This window comes from Cupriavidus sp. 94F1 (assembly GCF_057798875.1).
This window is the reverse complement of record NZ_JBYOJT010000001.1, coordinates 127,003-146,752: the sequence shown is the minus strand read 5'-3', so window position 1 is coordinate 146,752 and position 19,750 is coordinate 127,003. Positions and strand designations below refer to the sequence as shown.

Here is a 19,750-nt window from a genome sequence, read left to right as displayed (position 1 = left end):
GGATCTGGGTCCTGCTGCGGGGAGTCGGTTCTGGCGTTCATGCGGCGGATTATAATCCCGGCCAATGTCAGCACAACGCCCCGCCAAGCCTGCCCCGGCCAACCCCGCCGAGGCTACCTCCGCCCAGGCCAGCCAGAACCCCGCTCCGCGCGACGCGGGCGGTGGTGCTCGCCCCCCGAAACAGGCGCAGCAACGGCCGCCACAACAGCGGCCACAACAGCCGCCACAACAGTCGCAGAAGCCGGCGCAGCATCCGCCGCAGCCGCGTCAGCCCCGTCCGCCGCGCCAGGGCGGCACCCCGCGACCGGCGCGCCCCGAGGCCGGGCAGCAGGCTGCCCGCCCGGAAGGCGGCCAGCGTCCGCCTCGCGCGGAAGGCGGCCAGCGTCCGCCGCGCCCGCCCCAGCCGGTGCGGCTGGCCAATCCGCTGCCCGAGATCACGTTCCCGGAGGCCCTGCCGGTGTCGGCGCGCCGCGACGAGATCGCGCAGGCGCTGCTGGCCAACCAGGTGGTGATCGTTTCCGGCGAAACCGGCTCGGGCAAGACCACGCAGCTGCCCAAGATCGCGCTGTCGGTCGGGCGTGGGCCGGCCCGCGAGGGCAAGCCCGGCGGCGGCCTGATCGGCCACACGCAGCCGCGGCGGATTGCCGCCACGTCCACGGCCAAGCGCATCGCGCAGGAACTGGGCACGCCGGTGGGGGAGCACGTGGGCTACCAGGTGCGCTTCAACGACACCATGTCGGCGGGTGCGTCGGTCAAGCTGATGACCGACGGCATCCTGCTGGCCGAGACGCAGAACGACCCGCTGCTGCGCGCCTACGACACGATCATCATCGACGAGGCGCACGAGCGCAGCCTCAATATCGACTTCCTGATCGGGTACCTGCGCCAGATCCTGCCCAGGCGGCCGGACCTGAAGGTGATCATCACGTCGGCCACCATCGATGCGAAGCGATTTGCCGAGCATTTCGCGCGCGATGGCAAGCCGGCGCCCGTGATCGAGGTCAGCGGCCGCCTGTATCCGGTGGAAATCCGTTACCGCCCGATCCAGGAAGACAAGCCGGCACCGGGTCAGGCGGCCGCGCCGCGCACGGAAAAGGCGAAGGAACGCGACCTCTACGACGGTATCGTCGATGCCGTGGACGAACTGTGCCGGCTGGGCCCGGGAGACGTGCTGGTCTTCCTGCCCGGCGAGCGCGAGATCCGCGAGGCCGCCGAGGCGCTGCGCAAGCATCATCCGCCGCATACCGAGATCCTGCCGCTGTTTGCGCGGCTGTCCGTGCAGGAGCAGGAGCGCGTGTTCCGGCCGTCGAACGCCCGGCGCATCGTGCTGGCCACCAACGTGGCGGAAACGTCGCTCACGGTGCCCGGCATCCGCTACGTGGTGGATACGGGCCTGGCGCGCGTGAAACGCTATTCGTACCGCAACAAGGTGGAACAGCTGCAGATCGAGTCGATCTCGCAGGCGGCCGCCAACCAGCGGGCCGGCCGTTGCGGTCGGGTGGCCGACGGCGTCTGCATCCGGCTGTACGAGGAAAGCGACTTCGTGGGCCGGCCGCGCTTTACCGACCCGGAAATCCTGCGCTCGTCGCTGGCGGCGGTCATCCTGCGCATGAAGGCGCTGCGCCTGACCGATATCGAGGCCTTTCCGTTCATCGAGCCGCCGCTGGGCCGCGCCGTGGCCGACGGCTACCAGCTGCTGCAGGAACTCGGTGCGCTCGACGAAGGCAACCAGCTGACCGGCACCGGCCGCCAACTGGCGAAACTGCCACTCGATCCGCGCGTGGCCCGCATGATCCTGGCCGCCCGCGACCACCACTGCCTGAAGGAAGTGCTGATCATCGCCAGCGCGCTGTCGGTGCAGGACCCGCGCGAACGGCCGCAGGAAGCTCAGGAAGCGGCCGACCAGGCGCATCGCAAGTTCATGGACGAAAAGTCCGAGTTCCTGGGATGGGTCAAGCTGTGGAAGTGGTTCGAGGAAGCCGTCGCGCACAAGAAGACCAACCGCCAGCTTCAGGACCAGTGCCGCAGCAACTTCCTGTCGCACGTGCGCCTGCGCGAATGGCGCGATGTGCATTCGCAGCTGCACACCACGGTCAGCGAGCAGGGCTGGCGCCTGAACGAGTCCGAGCCGACCTTCGAGCAGCTGCACAAGGCGCTGCTGACGGGCTTGCTGGGCAACGTGGGCCTGAAGCTCGACGAGGCCGACGGCAAGGGCCGCGAGTACCTGGGCGCGCGCGGCATCAAGTTCCACCTGTGGCCGGGATCGCTGATCGCGCGCAAGGTGGGCCGCTGGATCATCGCCGCCGAGCTGGTCGAAACCAGCCGGCTATATGGCCGCACGCTGGCCCGCGTGGAGCCCGAATGGGTCGAACAGGTGGGCAAGCACCTGCTCAAGGTGAGCTGGAGCGAGCCGCACTGGGAGAAAAAGGCCGGCCAGGTGCTGGCGCTGGAACGCGGCACGCTGTACGGGCTGCCGGTCTACCAGCATCGGCGGGTGGATTTCGGCCCGATGAACCCCGCGGAGGCGCGCGAGCTGTTTATCCGCAGCGCGCTGGTGGAAGGCGAGTTTGACACCCGGCTGCCGTTTTTCGCCCATAACCAGCGGCTGGTGCGCGAGATCGAGAACCTGGAGCACAAGTCGCGCCGGCAGGACGTGCTGGTGGACGATGCGCTGATCTACGCGTTCTACGACAAGGCCATTCCGACGGACATCCACAACCAGGTGGCCTTCGAGAAGTGGTACCAGGCCGAATCGGCCAGGGACCGCAAGCTGCTGTACCTGAACCGCGACGAACTGATGCGGCACGAGGCGGCCGGCATCACCACCGACCTGTTCCCGAAGATCCTGCCGGTCGCCGGCATCGACATGGGCTTGTCGTACCACTTCGAGCCCGGCAGCCACCGCGACGGCGTGACGCTGACCGTGCCGCTGTACGCGCTGAACCAGGTCAGGCCCGAGCGCGCCGAATGGCTGGTGCCGGGCATGATCAAGGAAAAGGTGCATCTGCTGCTGAAGTCGCTGCCGCAGAAGCTGCGCCGCCATTGCGTGCCGCTGCCCGATTACGCGGCCGGGTTTGTCGACCGCCAGCCGTTCGGCGAGGGCGACCTGCTCGACGTGCTGATCGCAGACGTGCGCGAGCAGACCGGGACGATGATCCGGCGCGCCGACTTCAAGCTGGAAACGCTGCCGGCGCACCACACGATGAACTTCAAGGTGATCGACGAGCACGGTCGCCAGCTGGATATGGGCCGCAACCTGGCCCAACTGCGCGCCGAACTGGGCGGGCAGGCGCAGCAGTCGTTCCAGAACATCGCCGCGCGCGATGTGCCGGCCGTCGAGGCGGGGCAGTACGAGAACCTGACCTCATGGTCGTTTGGCGAATTGCCCGAACTGCTGGAAATCCGCAAGGGCAACCAGACGCTGTTCGGCTACCCGGCGCTGGTGGACCGTGGCGACCACTGTGACGTGGAGGTGTTCGACGATCCCCAGGAGGCGGCGCGCATCCACCACGCGGGCCTGCGGCGGTTGTTCGCGCTGCAGTTGCGCGAACAGGTCAAGTTCATCGAAAAGAACATTCCGAACCTGCAGCAGATGGCCATGCAGTACATGACGCTGGGCACGCAGGAGGAATTGCGCAACCAGATCGTGCTGATGGCGCTGGAGCGCGCCTGCCTGCAGGCGCCGCTGCCGCGCAACGAGGCCGAGTTCAATGCCCGCAAGGACGAAGGCCGGGCGCGATTGTCGCTGCTGGCGCAGGAAATCGCGCGGCTGGTCGGCACCATCCTGGCCGAATATGCATCGCTGCCGCGCAAGCTGTTGCAGGCCAAGCCGTTCGGTTCGGCCTACCAGGACCTGGAAGCCCAGCTCGGCCGGTTGATGAATAAGTCGTTTGTGATCGATACGCCATACACGCAGCTGGTCCACTATCCGCGCTATTTGAAGGGCATGGCGATGCGGGTGGACAAGGTCAAGGGCGACCCGGGCCGCGACAGCCAGCGCATCCAGGATATGGCGCCGCTGGTCCAGCAATGGCAGCGCGCCGAAAAGCAGTTGCGCAGCCAGGGCAGGGGTGCCGCCGACGTGCGGCTGGACGAATTCCGATGGATGCTGGAAGAACTGCGCGTGGCGCTGTTTGCCCAGGAACTGCGCACGCCACAGCCCATCTCGGTCAAGCGGCTGCAGAAGGTCTGGGAGTCGATCCAGCGATGACCGGGAAAACCGAGGCGCAGCGGGCGTTCGCGATGGAAAGTGCCGCTCACATGTATCCAAATGTAAGTTACGCTTAAGAATCCGTTGTACTCGTCATCGCAACCGTCAGACGAAACGTTAGAATGCGCGATTCGTGTAGAAATGGCGGTCTTATGCTTGCATTGCGTCGTGTTGTGGCGGGGGTGTTGTCGATAGGCGCCCTGGCTTTGGCAATGGTCTCCGCGTCCGCCCGGGCAGAGGTGGTGACGATCCTGAATTCCGGTGACGCCAGCGTCACGTTGATCGACAAGGACACCCAGAAGGTTCTGGAAACGTTCCCGATCGGCAAGGAGCCGCACCACCTGATCGCCACGCCCGACGAGAAATCGCTGATCGTGGCCAACGCGGTCGGCAACGACCTGGTCTTCCTGGACCCGGTCACCGGCAAGGTGCAGCAGCGCGTGCCGGGCATCGACGATCCGTACCAGGTGGGCTTCTCGCCGGACCAGAAGTGGTTCATCGCCACCGGCAACCGGCTGGATCGCGTGGACGTCTACCGCTGGGACGGCCATCAGCTCAAGATCGCCAAACAGTTCCCGCTGGCCAAGACGCCCAGCCATATCGCCTTCACCGCCGACAGCAAGATCGCCTTCATCACGCTGCAGGATTCCAACCAGATTGCCGCCATCGACCTGACCACGCTCAACGTGATGTGGGTCATGGAGGCGGGCTCGGCGCCGGCCGGCGTATGGGTCACGCCTGACCAGAAGTACCTGCTGGTGGGCATGACCGGTGCCGACTACGTGGCCGTGATCGACTGGCGCACGCGCACCGTGGTCAAGCAGATCCAGACCGGCAAGGGCGCGCACAACTTCCGCGCCGTGGGCGACAAGCGCCATCTGTTCCTGACCAACCGCGTGCAGGGATCGATCAGCATCATCGACCAGCAGACGCTGTCGAAGGTGGGCGATATCACGGGCCTGCTGCCCGGCCCGGACGACATGGAACTGACCGCCGACGGCAAGACGCTGTGGGTGACGTTCCGCTGGGCGCGCTCGGTGGGCCTGATCGACGTGGCCAGCCGCAAGATGGTGAAGACGATTCGCGTGGGCAAGTCGCCGCACGGCATCTATTTCAAGACCCGCGCGCCGCTGTATTGATATTGACCTGACAAGTCTGAGGACAACATGCGCCGGATGATTTCGCGCATTGCCGCGCTGGTGCTGGCACCGGTGGCGGCTTCGGTGGCCGGCGTGGCGCTGGCCGCCGGGGCGGTTGGACAGGAGGCTGGCGCGTGCCGCGCCGGCACGCTGTACCTGACCTTCGACACCGGCAGCATGAGCCAGGCCGAGCTGATTGCCCGCACGCTGCGCCGCCACCATATTCGCGCCACCTTCTTCCTGGCCAGCGAACCGACCATCAACAAGGACAATTCGCTGGACCCGGCGTGGGCGCCGTACTGGAAATCGCTGGCCGCTGACGGCCACGCCTTCGGCACCCATACGTACGACCATGTGTACCTGCGCAGCGTCAAGGGCGGCAAGGTCACCATGCGTCCGCAGTTCGGCGCGCAGGGCGGCCGCGATGTGGTCATGGACGAGGCGTCGTTCTGTACCGAACTGCGCCGCAGTGCGCAGGCGTTCCAGTCGATGACGGGCCAGCCGATGGTGCCGCTGTGGCGCGCCCCGGGCGGCCGCACCGCGCCGCAGACGCTGGCGTGGGCCGAGCAGTGCGGCTTCCGGCATGTGGGCTGGGCGCCGGCCGGCTTCCTGGGCGACGAGCTGTCGTCGGAGACATTTCCGAACCAGGCGCTGCTGGACAAGGCACTGCGTGACCTGCGCGATGGCGATATTACGATGGCCCACCTGGGCATCTGGTCGCGCAAGGACCCGTGGGCGCCGGCCGTCCTCGATCCACTGCTGACGGGGCTGGAGCAAAAGGGATTCTGCTTTGCCACCTTGCGCGAACATCCGCTATACAAGAACTGGATCGCGCAGCACGGCGCGGTGGAAGCCGGCGCGCAACCAATTTCCGGGTCGAAACGGTAATGTGGGACGCCTTCACTAACTGGCTCAATCTCTGGGTCGGCCAGATCGAGGCCACGGTCTTCCAGGACGTGATCCTGCCCGTGGTCTACAACCTCGGTTTTGGCGGCTATGCGGAGGACGCCTTTACCGGCACCGAATGGCTGCTGGTGGGCGTGGTGCAGATCGCCGTCATGGTGCTGATCCTGGGGCCGCTCGAAAAGCTGCGTCCGGTGGAGGCCGTGACCGACCGGCGCGCCATCCGGACCGACATGTTCTATACGGTGATCCACCGCCTGGGGCTGTTCCGGCTGGCCATGTTCTTCCTGCTGGCGCCGCTGATGGACGGCCTGGAAGGTCAACTGCGCCTGCTGGGCTGGCAGCGCATCAACGTGGAAGACTGGTGGCCGGGCGTGACGTCGGTGCCGCTGGTCAGCTTCTTCGTCTACCTGCTGCTGTTCGACCTGCTCGACTACTGGTATCACCGGCTATCGCACACCTACCGGTGGTGGTGGAGCCTGCACGCGGTGCATCACAGCCAGCAGCAGATGACGCTGTGGAGCGACAACCGCAACCACCTGCTCGACGACATCCTGCGCGACGCCGTGTTCGCCACGGCCGCGCTGGCCGTCGGCGTGGAGCCGTCGCAGTACGTGCTGCTGGTGGCGCTGTCGCAACTGCTGCAGAGCCTGCAGCACGCCAACCTGAAGCTGCACTTCGGCTGGCTGGGCGAGCGGCTGCTGATCTCGCCGCGCTTTCATCGCACGCATCATGCGGTCGGGCTGGGCCACGAGCGCGCCGGCGGCGATGGCCGGCCGGTGCGGCTGGGCGGCTGCAATTACGGCGTGATCTTCCCGTGGTGGGACATGCTGTTCCGCACCGCCGTCTTCACCGACGTCTACTATCCCACCGGCATCCGCGATCAACTGCCGCCGCCCACGGGGCGCGGGCGCAACTATGGTGGCGGCTTCCTGTCCCAGCAATGGCTGGGCATCAAGCGGCTTTTGCGTCTGGGGTGATGGGAAGGCCCCCTGGGCTGTGCTAGGCTCTGGTGGCTTTCCTGAACACTCTTTTTCGCAGATCGCTGCATGAACGATATCCTTCGCGCGTTTGGGCGCGCCGTGGTCAGCCAGCTGCATCCGCGCATGCTGATGCTGACCGTCATCCCGTTTGTCCTGGCCACGGCCCTGTGGGGCGGCCTGATCTGGTGGGGCTGGGACCCGATCATGGGCACCGCCCGCGCGCTGCTGGAAGGTTCGGTCTTCACGAGCTGGATCTACTCCATGCTGGACTGGCTCGGCCTGCAGTCGTTGCGCACCGTGGTGGCGCCGCTGTTCGTGCTGACGCTGGCGATTCCGCTGGTCATTGCGTCGATGCTGATCTTCATCAGCCTGTTCTCGGTGCCTGCCGTGGTGAAGCACCTGGAGCGCGCCTATCCGGACCTGCAGAAGGCCCACGGCGGCAGCATTGCCGGCAGCGTGTTCCAGGCGCTGGGCAATACGGTGGTCTTCCTGCTGCTGGTGCTGGTCACGCTGCCGCTGTGGCTGATTCCGCCGTTTTTTGCGCTGATCCCGCCGGTGCTGTGGGGCTGGCTGACCTACCGCGTCATGACGTACGACGCGTTGTCCGAGCACGCCACGGCCGAGGAGCGCAAGACGCTGATGAAGCGCCACCGCATTCCGCTGCTGACGATCGGCGTGGTGGTGGGCCTGCTGGGCTCCGCCCCCACCTTGCTGTGGGTATGGTCGGCTGTCATCATCTTTCTGTTTCCGGTCGTGCTGGCGGGCACGCTCTGGCTGTACGTGCTGATCTTCATTTTCTCGGCGCTGTGGTTCGGCCACTTCTGCCTGCGCGCGCTGGCGGACCTGCGTGCCGAACGGGCCGCTGCGGCACCGCCGCCACCGACGCCGGGCGACGTGATCGACCTGGCGCCGTCCGACGTGCGCCAGATCGGGCAGTCGTGATGGCAGACGCCACGGCAGCGTGAGCTTTCCATCCTGAGTCTTCAACCAAGAGGGGCATCATGGGTTTCGGTTTGATTGTCATCGGCGACGAGATCCTTTCCGGACGGCGCGAGGACAAGCACATGCGCTGCGCCATCGAACTGCTCGGCGAGCGCGGACTGGCGCTGGACTGGGCCGAGTACGTGGGCGACGAACGCGGGCGCATTACCGCCACGTTGCGGCGGACGTTCGCAGGTCCCGATGTCGTGTTCTGCACGGGCGGCATCGGCGCCACACCGGACGACCATACGCGCCAGTGCGCGGCGGCGGCACTGGGCGTGGACCTGGCACTGCACCCGGAGGCGCGCGAGCAGATCGCGCTGCGCATCGCGGAGACCGCCAACGGCGATCCGGTCAAGGCCGACCTGAATGCGCCCGAGAACCAGCATCGGTTCAAGATGGGCGAATTTCCGGTGGGCGCGCGCATCATCCCGAACAGCTACAACCGGATTCCGGGCTTCTCGGTGGCCGATCACCACTTCATGCCCGGCTTCCCGGTGATGGCCTGGCCGATGATGGAGTGGGTGCTCGACCACTACTACACGCACCTGTTCCACCTGGACGCCGAGCAGTCGCGGGCGTTCTACGTGTTCGAGGCACCGGAATCCACGCTGACGCCGCTGATGGAGCAGGTGGAGGCCACGTTCCCGGGCATCCGCGTGTTCAGCCTGCCGTCGGTGGGCGACGTGACCCGAGGCGACCGCCTTGGGCGGCGGCATATCGACCTGGGGGTGAAGGGACCAGCCGACCTGGTGCCGCCGGCCTACGCGATGCTGCTCGAAGGTGTCCGCGCGATGGGATTCGAGATCGTCGAGCAGTAGGGCGGGGCGTCAGCTCGACTGGCCTAAAAAAAGCGCATCACGGTGGTGATGCGCTTTTTTGTTTGCCGTGTGGGGCCTCGTGGGGCGTTGGCCGGCGTTGCCCGGACTCAGGCGCCGTGCCACGGCAGGCCGCGGAAGCACCAGCCTTCCACGGTCTTGCGGTGGTGTTCCTCGTCGCGCGGGCCCTCGAAGCCTTCCAGCACATCCATGGCCAGCGTGTAGCCGGCCTCGGTCGCCACGCGCGCCGCATGCTTCGAGCGGGCCGCGCTGCGGCACAGGAACAGCACCGGGGCGTCCTGCGGCACGCGCGCCTTCAGTTCGGCCACGAAATTGGGGTTCTGGGTGCCGCCCGGGTAGGTCGACCATTCGACATGCGCGAACTGTTCGTCGGGCAGCGCCACGCCGCCCACCCAGTCCAGTTCGGCCTGGGTGCGTACATCGACCAGTACGGCCTTCGGGTCGGCCTGCAGCAGCGCGTAGGCTTCCTGCGGGGAGAGGGCGCCGTAGTAGGGTAGCTGGCCCTGTTGCCGACGTGCGTGGGCGGCCTGGAGGAGGGTGTCTCGGGTAGTCATTCTGTGTGACGAAGTCAATAAGAAAGCGATCAAAACTGGCGCGCTCGGACGGCTTGGGGGGGCGATCGCAAGAAAGCCCAATCTTTGCTGGGAGCCAGCCCGAATCGGCGCTATTCTAGCGCCCGGCCGTTGCGAGCGGCCCGAAAAATGGTGGCAAACCGGATGCGCCGTTTTGGTGCCAAACTGGTGCATTTCTCACGGTTTGGCACTGTCACGGTGCTATGACTTGAATGATGCACCATAATGGTGTGTCATGGATGTCGGGGCTGGCGAGCCGCGGCGGCAAAGCCAGGCAGGCTCAGGCCGGCAGCCGGGATTGCATGCAATCCGCATCCCCCGTCGCGGTGCGGCCTGACAGGCAGATGCACGTTTTTCGGGAAGTCTGTGCGATTGGCGCCCCGCTGGGGCCAGGCGTTGGCACGCTTTCTGCTAACATCCCTCGTCCCTTTTGGGGCGGCCAGATCGGCAGGTCCGGAGGTCGCACCAACAATGGCTTTCTCAGACACAGCCTCGAATTTCCAGGAGATAGGCATGGCGCAGAGCGTTGCAGATGTGATGAAGCTCGTGAAGGAAAACGACGTCAAGTTCGTCGATTTCCGCTTCACGGATACCAAGGGCAAGGAACAGCACGTGTCGGTGCCGACGTCGCACTTCGACGAGGACAAGTTCGAAAGCGGCCACGCCTTTGACGGTTCGTCCATCGCGGGCTGGAAGGGTATCGAAGCCTCGGACATGCTGCTGATGCCGGATTCGGGTACCGCCTACATCGACCCGTTCTATGAAGAACCGACCCTGGTCCTGACCTGCGACGTGATTGAACCGTCGGACGGCAAGGGCTACGACCGCGACCCGCGCTCGATCGCCAAGCGCGCCGAGGCCTACCTGAAGAGCACCGGCCTGGGCGACACCGCCTTCTTCGGTCCGGAACCCGAGTTCTTCATTTTCGACGGCGTGACCTGGAACATCGACATGCAGGGCTGCTCGGTGAAGATCCAGTCGGAAGAAGCACCGTGGTCGTCGGGCAAGGAATTCGAGCACGGCAACAGCGGTCACCGTCCGGGCAAGAAGGGCGGCTACTTCCCGGTTGCCCCGATCGACACGTTCCAGGACATGCGTTCGGAAATGTGCCTGATTCTGGAATCGCTGGGCATTCCGGTCGAAGTGCACCACCACGAAGTGGCGGGCCAGGGCCAGAACGAAATCGGCACCAAGTTCAGCACGCTGGTGCAGCGCGCCGACTGGACGCAGCTGCAGAAGTACGTGATCCAGAACGTTGCGCACACCTATGGCAAGACCGCCACGTTCATGCCGAAGCCGGTCGTGGGCGACAACGGTTCGGGCATGCACGTTCACCAGTCCGTGTGGAAGGACGGCCAGAACCTGTTCGCAGGCAACGGCTACGCCGGCCTGTCGGAGTTCGCGCTGTACTACATCGGCGGCATCATCAAGCACGCCCGCGCCCTGAACGCCATCACCAACCCGGGCACGAACTCGTACAAGCGCCTGGTGCCGGGCTTCGAAGCCCCGGTGAAGCTGGCCTATTCGGCCCGCAACCGTTCGGCCTCGATCCGTATTCCGTACGTGGCGAACCCGAAGGGCCGCCGTATCGAAACGCGTTTCCCGGACCCGCTGATGAACCCGTACCTGGGCTTCTCGGCACTGCTGATGGCCGGCCTGGACGGCGTGATGAACAAGATCCACCCGGGCGAAGCTGCCGACAAGAACCTGTACGACCTGCCGCCGGAAGAAGACGCAAAGATCCCGACCGTCTGCTCGAGCCTCGACCAGTCGCTGGAGTACCTGGACAACGACCGTGAGTTCCTGACCCGCGGCGGTGTGTTCTCGAACTCGATGATCGATGCGTACATCGAACTCAAGATGGAAGAAGTCACGCGTTTCCGCATGACGACTCACCCGATCGAGTTCGACATGTACTACTCGCTGTAAAGCGATAAGTGGGTTGCCAGGTTGTGACCGGGCAACACTTGCACCAGGAAGGGGCGGCTTCGGCTGTCCCTTTTTGTTTTGCGGCGACGTTGCTCGCTAGAATGGGGCTCCTTTTCCCAACCTTCATGTCGATGTTCATGAACGCCATTTCGAACAACGGTTTCAGCATGGCCGGCGGCGCGCTGCCGCACCAAATGCGTGTGGGTTTCCCTATTCTGGTGACGATGGCCGCCGTGGCGCTGGCCGTCTGGGCCGCGCCGGCCGCGGCGCAGTCGTCGGACGTGTACATGTGCAAGGGCCCCAACGGCGTGCCCGAGTACCGCAACGGCAGCGGCGGCGGCAAGGACTGCAAGAAGCTCAACCTGCCCGACGTGATGACGGTGCCCGGCACGCGTACCGGCGGCGGTGGCGCCACGGCGGCCGCCAGGCCGGCCGCCACGTCGCCGGCGGCATTCCCGCGCGTGGACAGTGCCACGCAGAAGACCCGCGATGGCGAACGCCGCACGGTGCTGGAGCAGGAGCTGCAGTCCGAGGAAGCCAGGCTGGCCGGGCTGCGCGCCGAGTACAACAACGGCGAGCCGGAGCGCCAGGGCGGCGAGCGTAATTATCAAAAGTATCTGGATCGCACGGCACGGCTGCGCGATGACGTTGCGCGTAGTGAAGCCAATGTGGCTTCGCTTCGGCGGGAACTGTCGAATCTGAAGGATTGAAACCGATGCGTCGCCTGATTCGCGGAGTTTCGCGCAAGGTTACCGGGGCCGACCGCAAGCCGGACGTGGCTGGTTCAGAGGCCCCGGAAGTGCGTGATGCCGATATCCTGCCATTGGGCGATTTCGCATTGCATCCCGGCCTGGACGTGGTGGCCAACCCGGTACTGCTGGTGCGCCAGCCGGGGCTGCGGGTGGTCTACGCCAATCCGGCCGCCGAGGCCAGCTTTGCCATGTCGCGCAAGGCCATGGTGGAACTGACGCTGCCCGACCTGTTCGGCGCGTCGGAAGAGCTCGACACCATGATCGACTCCGTCATGGCGCGGCAGGTGGACGTGCGCCGCCAGGACCTGGTGCTGCGCCCGCCGCTGCAGGAACCGCTGCACGCCCACGTGGTGGTGGGCGGCATCGAGGGCAATTCCAGCACGGCGCTGGTCGAGATCCTGCTTAACGAGCAGAAGGTGCGCAGCGACCGCGAGGAACGCCTGATCGACCTGACATCGGCCAACAAGGAACTGATCCGAAATCTGGCGCACGAGATCAAGAACCCGCTGGGCGGTATCCGCGGGGCGGCGCAGCTGCTGGAATTCGAGCTGCCCGAGCGTGCGCTGCGCGAGTACACGCAGGTCATCATCAAGGAATCGGACCGCCTGCAGACGCTGGTGGACCGCCTGCTGGAGCCCCATCGTCACCCGCACATCGTCTCCGAACTCAATATCCACGAAGTGCTGGAGCGGGTGCGCTCGGTGGTGCTGGCCGAATTCCCGAACGGGCTCGATATCGTGCGCGACTACGATGCCAGCCTGCCGGAGCTGCGCGGGGACATGGAGCAACTGATCCAGGCCGTGCTGAACATCGTCCACAACGCGGCGCAGGCGCTGCACGAGCGCATCGCCCAAGGCGACGCGCAGATCGTCCTGCGGACCCGGGTGGCCCGCCAGGTCACGATTGCCAAGCGTTTGTACAAGCTGGCATTGGACTTGCATGTGATAGACAACGGCCCGGGCATCCCCGACGACATTCGCGAACGCATCTTCTATCCGCTGGTGTCGGGGAGGGATGGCGGTAGCGGTCTCGGTCTCACACTCGCTCAAACCTTCGTGCAGCAGCACGAGGGCTTGATCGAATGCGAGAGCCGGCCGGGCTGTACCGACTTCCGTATCCTGCTGCCGCTGCACTGACCGCCGATCCAGACATCGACGCGTCCCACGCGGCGATCCAGCGGGTCATACGGGAGACCACATGACACCGAGCAGACAAGCGACGCACATGAAGCCGATCTGGATAGTCGACGACGATCAATCAATCCGCTGGGTCCTGGAAAAGGCCCTTGCCCGTGAAAGCCTGCTCTCCCGCAGTTTTACCAATGTGCGCGACGTGCTCGCGGCGTTGGAAGAGGACGAGCCGCAAGTCCTGATTTCCGATATCCGCATGCCTGGCGGGTCGGGACTGGACCTGCTGCAGGCGATCAAGGCGCGCCACCCCGGGCTGCCGGTCATCGTGATGACCGCGTACTCGGACCTGGACAGCGCAGTGGCCGCCTTCCAGGGCGGCGCGTTCGAATACCTGGCCAAGCCGTTCGATGTCGACAAGGCTGTCGAGCTGATCCGTCGCGCGCTGGAGGAAAGCCTGCGCGAGGAGGAAATGGACGACCGGCTAGTCGATGCGCCCGAGATCCTGGGCCAGGCGCCGGCCATGCAGGACGTGTTCCGCGCCATCGGCCGCCTGTCGCAATCGAACGTGACCGTGATGATTACCGGCGAGTCCGGTACCGGGAAGGAACTGGTGGCGCGGGCGTTGCACAAGCACAGCCCGCGCGCCAACGGCCCGTTCATCGCGCTGAACACGGCGGCGATTCCGAAGGATCTGCTGGAATCGGAACTGTTCGGCCATGAGCGCGGCGCATTCACGGGCGCGCAGACCATGCGGCGCGGCCGCTTCGAGCAGGCCGAGGGCGGTACGCTGTTCCTCGATGAAATCGGCGATATGCCATTCGATCTGCAGACGCGGCTGCTGCGCGTGCTGTCGGACGGCAATTTCTATCGCGTCGGCGGCCACAATCCGCTGCGCGCGAATGTGCGGGTGATCGCCGCCACCCACCAGAACCTGGAAACGCGGGTCAAGGAAGGGCTGTTCCGCGAGGACTTGTTCCACCGGCTGAACGTGATCCGGCTGCGCCTGCCGCCGCTGCGCGAGCGGCCCGAGGACATCACGCTGCTGGCGCGGCATTTCCTGCAGAAGAGCGCCAAGGAACTGGGCGTCGAGCCCAAGCGCATGTCGGACGAGGCGCTGACCTACGTCAGCACGCTGCCGTTCCCGGGCAACGTGCGCCAGCTTGAGAACCTGTGCAACTGGCTGACCGTGATGGCCCCGGCACAGACCATCGAGGTCAAGGACCTGCCGCGCGAGATGATCGACGCCGGGCATGGCGAAAGCCTGTCGGCGTCGCGTCCGCCGGCGCCCGACATGCGGCCTGCCGGTGACTACGAGTCAGTGGACACGTCCGACTACGGCATGGGCGCACCGGGCGGGGATGGCGACACCCTGGTGGCAACGCGTCCGCCCATGGTGACGACATCGTCGGCCATGGCGCCGGCCTATGCCGCGCCGGCCGTCACGCAGAGCTGGGAAAGTCTGCTGGCCGGCGAGGCAAAGTCGATGCTGGAATCCGGCCAGCCGGAAGTCATGGACGCGCTGACGCGCCGGTTCGAAAAGGCCGTGCTGGAAGCCGCGCTCGGCGTCACGCGCGGCCGCCGCGTGGAAGCCGCGACCCGGCTTGGAATTGGCCGGAATACGATTACGCGGAAGCTCCAGGAGCTGGGATTCGACTGAACCCCGATCGCAGTGCCGCGCAACGCGCAAACGTGAAGGGAGGCTCGGTCGGGCCTCCCTTTTTCAATGGGGAACGCGGGAATCGCTTAGGGACTGACCGGCTCGGGCGCCTCATCCACCTGGAACGCGGGAAGCCATACGTCGGGCCCGGGCGCCACCAGAATCCTGCCACGCGCCGACACCCGCTTGCCGGCCAGCGCGCGGGCCTGCCGGACCGTCATGCCGCGCAATTCCCAGAAGTCGAACGCGTCCGTTTCCAGCATGATCGTCGGGAACGGGTCGTTACCCCGGATCTGAATCTCTCCGACCAGCGTCTGCGGCGGCTCGACGGGCGGGGCGGCGGCACATGCCGTGATGGCCAGTGCGGCGAGGAGTGCGAGGATTGCGCCGAAGCATGCTTTCACGCCGGGTCTCCGGAAGTGTGGGGTGACGGCGCACCCCGCCAACGCCTTATTGGACCACGACAGACAGCGATGTGCCCGCAGGGACCTCGACTGTCTCGCTGTATGTCCCGGTCACGGCACTGCGGACGATCGGCAGGCTGCCGTAGGGCTGCAGCAGAAGCGGCACCGACTGCGTCAGCGTTCGAATCGGCAGGAGGTCCTGGGGATCGATCGGCGGCAACCTGAAGTCACCGTCCACCCGTGCCGGGAAGCCAAAGCCGGCAGGGCTTGGCGTTTTCATCAACGCGCCCGCGGTCGCGGCAAACGCGCGTAGCTGTTCGCCGAAACCGGAAGTGTCCTTGACCGAGCGGATGGCCGAATCCAGAACCTGGACCGAATTGGTGCTGCTGAAATCGTTCAGCAGGGCTTTATAGAAGTCGAGTCCGAGCTGCCGGGTCAGAAATCCGCCGAGCGATCCGGAAACGGCATAGCTGTTGCAGGACGCCGATGCAACCCTGAAGTCGAGCAGGCTGCAGTTATAGGAACCGGCCCGGTAGCCGACGTAGTCCGGAAAGCGCATGTCGCGGATCGTGTTGTAGTCCGGGCTGACGGAATCGCTGACGAGATCCTCCAGCATCATGGCTGAAGCTTCCTCCAGCCACCGTTCAAATATGTACGCGGGGCCCTTGACCACGCCTCGGCGGTAGAAGCTCTGCAGGTGCATCGCTTCATGAATCATCGTCGAGACCATTTCCGTCAGGGCCTCGGGGCCGCCCAGATAGAGCGCCTCGGCATCCATGTACAGCGATACCGACTCGTTGCTGTAAGGATTGGTGGCTGGATGCCGGGCGATGGCATTCCGTCCATAGAAATACCCGAGCATGCCGGTCGGACGCTCGTCGTTGTTGAAATTCAGGATCACGATGTCGATGGGCTGCCCGGTGGCGGGGATCAACTCGGAATAGTCGTGCGGCCCCCACAGTGGGCCACCGACCGAGATGAGCGTGTCGTAGAGCCGTCCGGCGGGCGTAAAACTGTCTGCAAGCAGCGCCACGATTTCAGGGCTCACCCTGTCTGGCGTATTTTCTGATTCCTCCACCCAGAAATTGACGGTGGTGCCGTCGCTGGTGGCGCGCTGGAGCACCAGCGTGGCCGAACGCGCCGTATCGTCGGCGTGATACCAGGTTCTGGTAGTGTTCACGACCGCAGGGGCCTGGCTCTGCCGTGCCGAGAAGACCGACATGTTGCTGCGCTGGCCGGCGAGTGCCGCCCAGCCTTCGCGATTGAAGTCCGCAATGCGTTGCCGGACGGCCTGCCCGCCATCCTCGTTCCATCGCAGTGCGTTCGCCGCGACCGGGGACGCCTGCGGCGTCGTCAGCGAAATCGTGGGCATGATCTTCGGCACGGCGGTCTGGTTTGTGAAGACGAGCGTGACGTCCTGCCCGTTCAGGCCGTCGATCCGGACCGGGATCCTGGCCGGGGTGGCAGAGGCGTTGATGGCTTGCCACACGCCCACGCCATTGCCCGCATAGGTGTTCGCGCTGACAGTGCCGCAGTTGCTGCAGGCCGGCGACACCGTACTGGGCGGGTCCGGCAGCGGCGCGGGTGGCGGTGTTTCGGGTGCGGGTGCGGGGGCTGGCGCGGGTGCTGGCGCCGCGACCGTCGTGGGTGGCGCGGACGGTTCGCCATCGCCACCACCGCCACAGCCGCCGAGCGTGGCGGCAGCCAGTAGTGCTGCGGATACGGACTTCGAATGCGCAAGGATGCGCGACGTGTTTGTCATGACGATTCCCCCTCGAATGTCGGTTGGCGAAGCCGGGCGCCATCGCGGCGCAGCGGTGCTTATACCGGCGTGGATGGCGGGTTCGCCGTCCACACGAGGGGAAATCGAGATTACTTGACGGCCATCATGCCAACTGTTTCAGCTTTAAGACCCTTTCGGCCATTTCCGTAAATCCTTCGCCGCCGGACGCATCGGTGATGTAGGCCGGCTTCACTGGCAGTTTGTCCAGGATGTCGCGCACGTTGGCGACGCCCACCGATAGCGGGAAATGCCCGAACATCGCCACGTCATTGGCCGAATCGCCAATGAACAGCCATTCGTCGCGCCTCGCGTCGATGTCGTCCCCGAGTAATTCCTCTACACAGAGCCGGCTCATCGACAGCTTGTCGTGATGGCCGAACCAGCCATTGACGTGGATCGAGCTGACCGTGGCCGTCATGCCGGCGCCGCGCATGATCGCCACGATGCGGTCCACGGCGGCCTGCGGCAGCGGCGATACGTCCTCGGCGTGGTCGATGGCCAGGTCCGCCGCATGCCATGCCTGATCCGAGGCCAGCGCGCAGCCGGGGACTTCGCGCAGGATTTCCTGGCCCAGTGCGTGGATGCGGAACAGGTTCGCCTCGCGGGTGGCGGCGTCGTCCAGGAAACGTGTGATGAGTTTGTTATCGACAAGATGCGAATAGAACGCACCGTTTTCGCCGATGATGGCATCCACTGGCCATAGGCGGGTCAGGATTTCCGCCCACGCGATGCAGCGCCCCGTGACCGGAATCACGTGCAGCCCCGCCCGTTTGAGGCGGTCGAGCGCGACGTAGGTGGAAGCGGGCAGGCGGCCGTCGGTGGTCAGGGTGCCGTCGATGTCGGTCAGGATGCCGCGGACACGGCGCAGCGCGCTGTCGGGCAGGGCGGAAAAGGAGGTCGGTACGGTCATGGCGGGGCATTGTAGCCGTGGCGAACCGCGCCCGGCGTGGCAATTGTCTGTCGTCAATATGCTGCAACATTCTCTTGCGCAAGGGCGGGTTTGCCCGGTGTTCGATGACAACGGAGCGGCGTAACATGCCTGTCACAAAAAATGCATACAGTCGGTCGCTTTTTCAAAAAAAACTGTCGCACCGAACGGCCTCAGGAGAAATACCATGTCCTTCCCGCGCTTCGCAGTGAAATTCGCCGCAGTGGCCAGCCTGGCCCTTGCCGGCACGGCCCACGCAGCCGTAGAGATCCAGTGGTGGCACGCCATGCAGGGCGCGCTGAACGACAAGGTGAACGAGATCGCCAACAAGTTCAACGCCAGCCAGTCCGACTACAAGATCGTGCCCGTGAACAAGGGCAACTACGACGAAACCATGGCCGCCGGCATTGCCGCGTTCCGCGCTGGCGGCGCCCCGGCCATCCTTCAGGTGTTCGAGGTGGGTACCGCCACGATGATGAGCGCCAAGGGCGCCATCAAGCCGGTGTCCGTCGTCATGAAGGAATCGGGCGAGAAGTTCGACCAGAAGGCCTATATCCCGGCCGTGGCGGGTTACTACACCTCGTCGAAGGGCGAGATGCTGTCGTTCCCGTTCAACAGCTCGACCACCGTCTTCTATTACAACAAGGACGCCTTCAAGAAGGCCGGCCTGTCGGCGCCGCCGAAGACCTGGCCCGAGGTCATGCAGTATTCGGCCAAGCTGAAGGCGGCCGGCAGCAGCTGCGCGTACACGACCGACTGGCAGAGCTGGGTGCACCTGGAGAGCTTCTCGGCCTGGCATAACACGCTGTTCGCGTCCAAGAACAACGGCTTTGGCGGCACCGACGCCCGCCTGGTGTTCAACAGCCCGCTGCACGTGAAGCACATCACGAACCTGCAGGAAATGGTCAAGAAGGGCTATTTCAGCTACGGCGGCCGCAAGTCGGAGTCGCAGGCCAAGTTCTATAACGGCGAATGCGCGATGTTCACCGGCTCGTCGGCGTCGCTGGCCAACATTCGTAAAAACGCCAAGTTCCAGTTCGGCGTGTCGCAGTTGCCGTACTACGCGGACGTGCAGGGGGCTCCGCAGAACACGATCATCGGCGGTGCGTCGCTGTGGGTGATGGGCGGCAAGAAGGCCGAAGAATACAAGGGCGTGGCCAAGTTCTTCACGTTCCTGTCGCAGCCCGAGATCCAATCGGACTGGCACCAGGCCACCGGCTACCTGCCGGTGACGATGGCCGCGTATGAACTGACCAAGAAATCGGGTTATTACGACAAGAACCCGGGTGCCGACGTATCGGTCGAGCAGATGGTCGTGAAGACCACCGAGAAGTCGCGCGGCGTGCGCCTGGGCAACCTGGTGCAGATCCGCACGATCGTCGATGAGGAACTGGAGTCGGTGTGGGCCGGCAAGAAGGAACCGAAGGCGGCGCTGGACGCGGCCGTGGCACGCGGTAACGAACAGCTGGAACGCTTCCAGAAGACCGCCCGGGAGTAAGCCCGGCCGGTGCAGCGCCCGAGCGGGCGGCGGCAACACCGT

At 65.3% G+C, this 19,750-nt stretch carries 15 protein-coding genes; 11 read left to right on the top strand and 4 right to left on the bottom strand.

Features of this window, described 5'->3' with window-relative positions:
* Positions 1-64: 64 nt before the first annotated feature.
* The 6 genes from hrpA to AC3FJ6_RS00615 all read left to right on the top strand — a co-directional run bounded on the left by hrpA (position 65) and on the right by AC3FJ6_RS00615 (position 9,037).
* Complete coding sequence (gene hrpA, locus AC3FJ6_RS00640) at positions 65-4,210, top strand: ATP-dependent RNA helicase HrpA (RefSeq protein ID WP_488770333.1); 4,146 nt, start codon at positions 65-67, stop codon at positions 4,208-4,210.
* 152 nt (positions 4,211-4,362) lie between these two features.
* The gene (locus tag AC3FJ6_RS00635; protein WP_400395226.1) at positions 4,363-5,349 is read left to right on the top strand and encodes a YVTN family beta-propeller repeat protein; all 987 of its coding nucleotides are present in this window, start codon (positions 4,363-4,365) and stop codon (positions 5,347-5,349) included.
* Between the two features lie 27 nt (positions 5,350-5,376).
* A complete protein-coding gene (locus AC3FJ6_RS00630) occupies positions 5,377-6,237 on the top strand; it encodes a polysaccharide deacetylase family protein (protein ID WP_488770332.1) in 861 nt (286 codons plus the stop codon).
* The gene (locus AC3FJ6_RS00625; RefSeq protein WP_400395232.1) at positions 6,237-7,232 is read left to right on the top strand and encodes a sterol desaturase family protein; all 996 of its coding nucleotides are present in this window, start codon (positions 6,237-6,239) and stop codon (positions 7,230-7,232) included. Before AC3FJ6_RS00630 ends, AC3FJ6_RS00625 begins: the two co-directional genes overlap by 1 nt.
* Positions 7,233-7,301: 69 nt before the next feature.
* Complete coding sequence (locus tag AC3FJ6_RS00620; RefSeq protein ID WP_488770331.1) at positions 7,302-8,177, top strand: EI24 domain-containing protein; 876 nt, start codon at positions 7,302-7,304, stop codon at positions 8,175-8,177.
* Between the two features lie 59 nt (positions 8,178-8,236).
* Positions 8,237-9,037 (top strand): competence/damage-inducible protein A, encoded by an 801-nt coding sequence (locus AC3FJ6_RS00615; RefSeq protein WP_488770330.1) that lies wholly within the window; start codon positions 8,237-8,239, stop codon positions 9,035-9,037.
* 107 nt (positions 9,038-9,144) lie between these two features.
* On the opposite strand, the gene AC3FJ6_RS00610 is transcribed toward AC3FJ6_RS00615, so the two are convergent.
* Positions 9,145-9,609, bottom strand: a complete 465-nt coding sequence (locus AC3FJ6_RS00610) for a rhodanese-like domain-containing protein (protein WP_488770329.1) — start codon at positions 9,607-9,609, stop codon at positions 9,145-9,147.
* 531 nt (positions 9,610-10,140) lie between these two features.
* Here AC3FJ6_RS00610 and AC3FJ6_RS00605 point away from each other — a divergent pair.
* From AC3FJ6_RS00605 to ntrC, 4 genes are all read left to right on the top strand, one after another.
* A complete protein-coding gene (locus tag AC3FJ6_RS00605) occupies positions 10,141-11,556 on the top strand; it encodes a 3-hydroxylaminophenol mutase (protein ID WP_092594071.1) in 1,416 nt (471 codons plus the stop codon).
* A 137-nt stretch (positions 11,557-11,693) separates the two neighbouring features.
* Positions 11,694-12,266, top strand: coding sequence for a DUF4124 domain-containing protein (locus AC3FJ6_RS00600; RefSeq protein WP_488770328.1), 573 nt, complete (start codon positions 11,694-11,696; stop codon positions 12,264-12,266).
* Between the two features lie 5 nt (positions 12,267-12,271).
* Positions 12,272-13,444 carry a nitrogen regulation protein NR(II) gene (gene glnL / locus AC3FJ6_RS00595; protein WP_488770327.1) on the top strand — a complete coding sequence of 391 codons (1,173 nt, stop codon included), beginning with the start codon at positions 12,272-12,274 and terminating at the stop codon, positions 13,442-13,444.
* 88 nt (positions 13,445-13,532) lie between these two features.
* Entirely contained in the window at positions 13,533-15,095 is a 1,563-nt protein-coding gene (gene ntrC / locus AC3FJ6_RS00590; protein WP_488770326.1) for a nitrogen regulation protein NR(I), read from the top strand.
* 86 nt (positions 15,096-15,181) lie between these two features.
* Here ntrC and AC3FJ6_RS00585 read toward each other — a convergent pair whose 3' ends face one another.
* From AC3FJ6_RS00585 to AC3FJ6_RS00575, 3 genes are all read right to left on the bottom strand, one after another.
* Positions 15,182-15,499: a hypothetical protein gene (locus tag AC3FJ6_RS00585; RefSeq protein ID WP_488770325.1), complete on the bottom strand. Its 318-nt coding sequence runs from the start codon at positions 15,497-15,499 to the stop codon at positions 15,182-15,184.
* Positions 15,500-15,545: 46 nt separating this feature from the next.
* Complete coding sequence (locus AC3FJ6_RS00580) at positions 15,546-17,261, bottom strand: M30 family zinc metallopeptidase (protein WP_488770324.1); 1,716 nt, start codon at positions 17,259-17,261, stop codon at positions 15,546-15,548.
* Positions 17,262-17,385: 124 nt separating this feature from the next.
* A complete protein-coding gene (locus AC3FJ6_RS00575) occupies positions 17,386-18,192 on the bottom strand; it encodes an HAD-IIB family hydrolase (protein WP_488770323.1) in 807 nt (268 codons plus the stop codon).
* A gap of 205 nt (positions 18,193-18,397) precedes the next feature.
* Here AC3FJ6_RS00575 and ugpB point away from each other — a divergent pair, with 205 nt between their 5' ends.
* Complete coding sequence (gene ugpB, locus AC3FJ6_RS00570; protein ID WP_092594065.1) at positions 18,398-19,708, top strand: sn-glycerol-3-phosphate ABC transporter substrate-binding protein UgpB; 1,311 nt, start codon at positions 18,398-18,400, stop codon at positions 19,706-19,708.
* Positions 19,709-19,750: the final 42 nt, after the last annotated feature.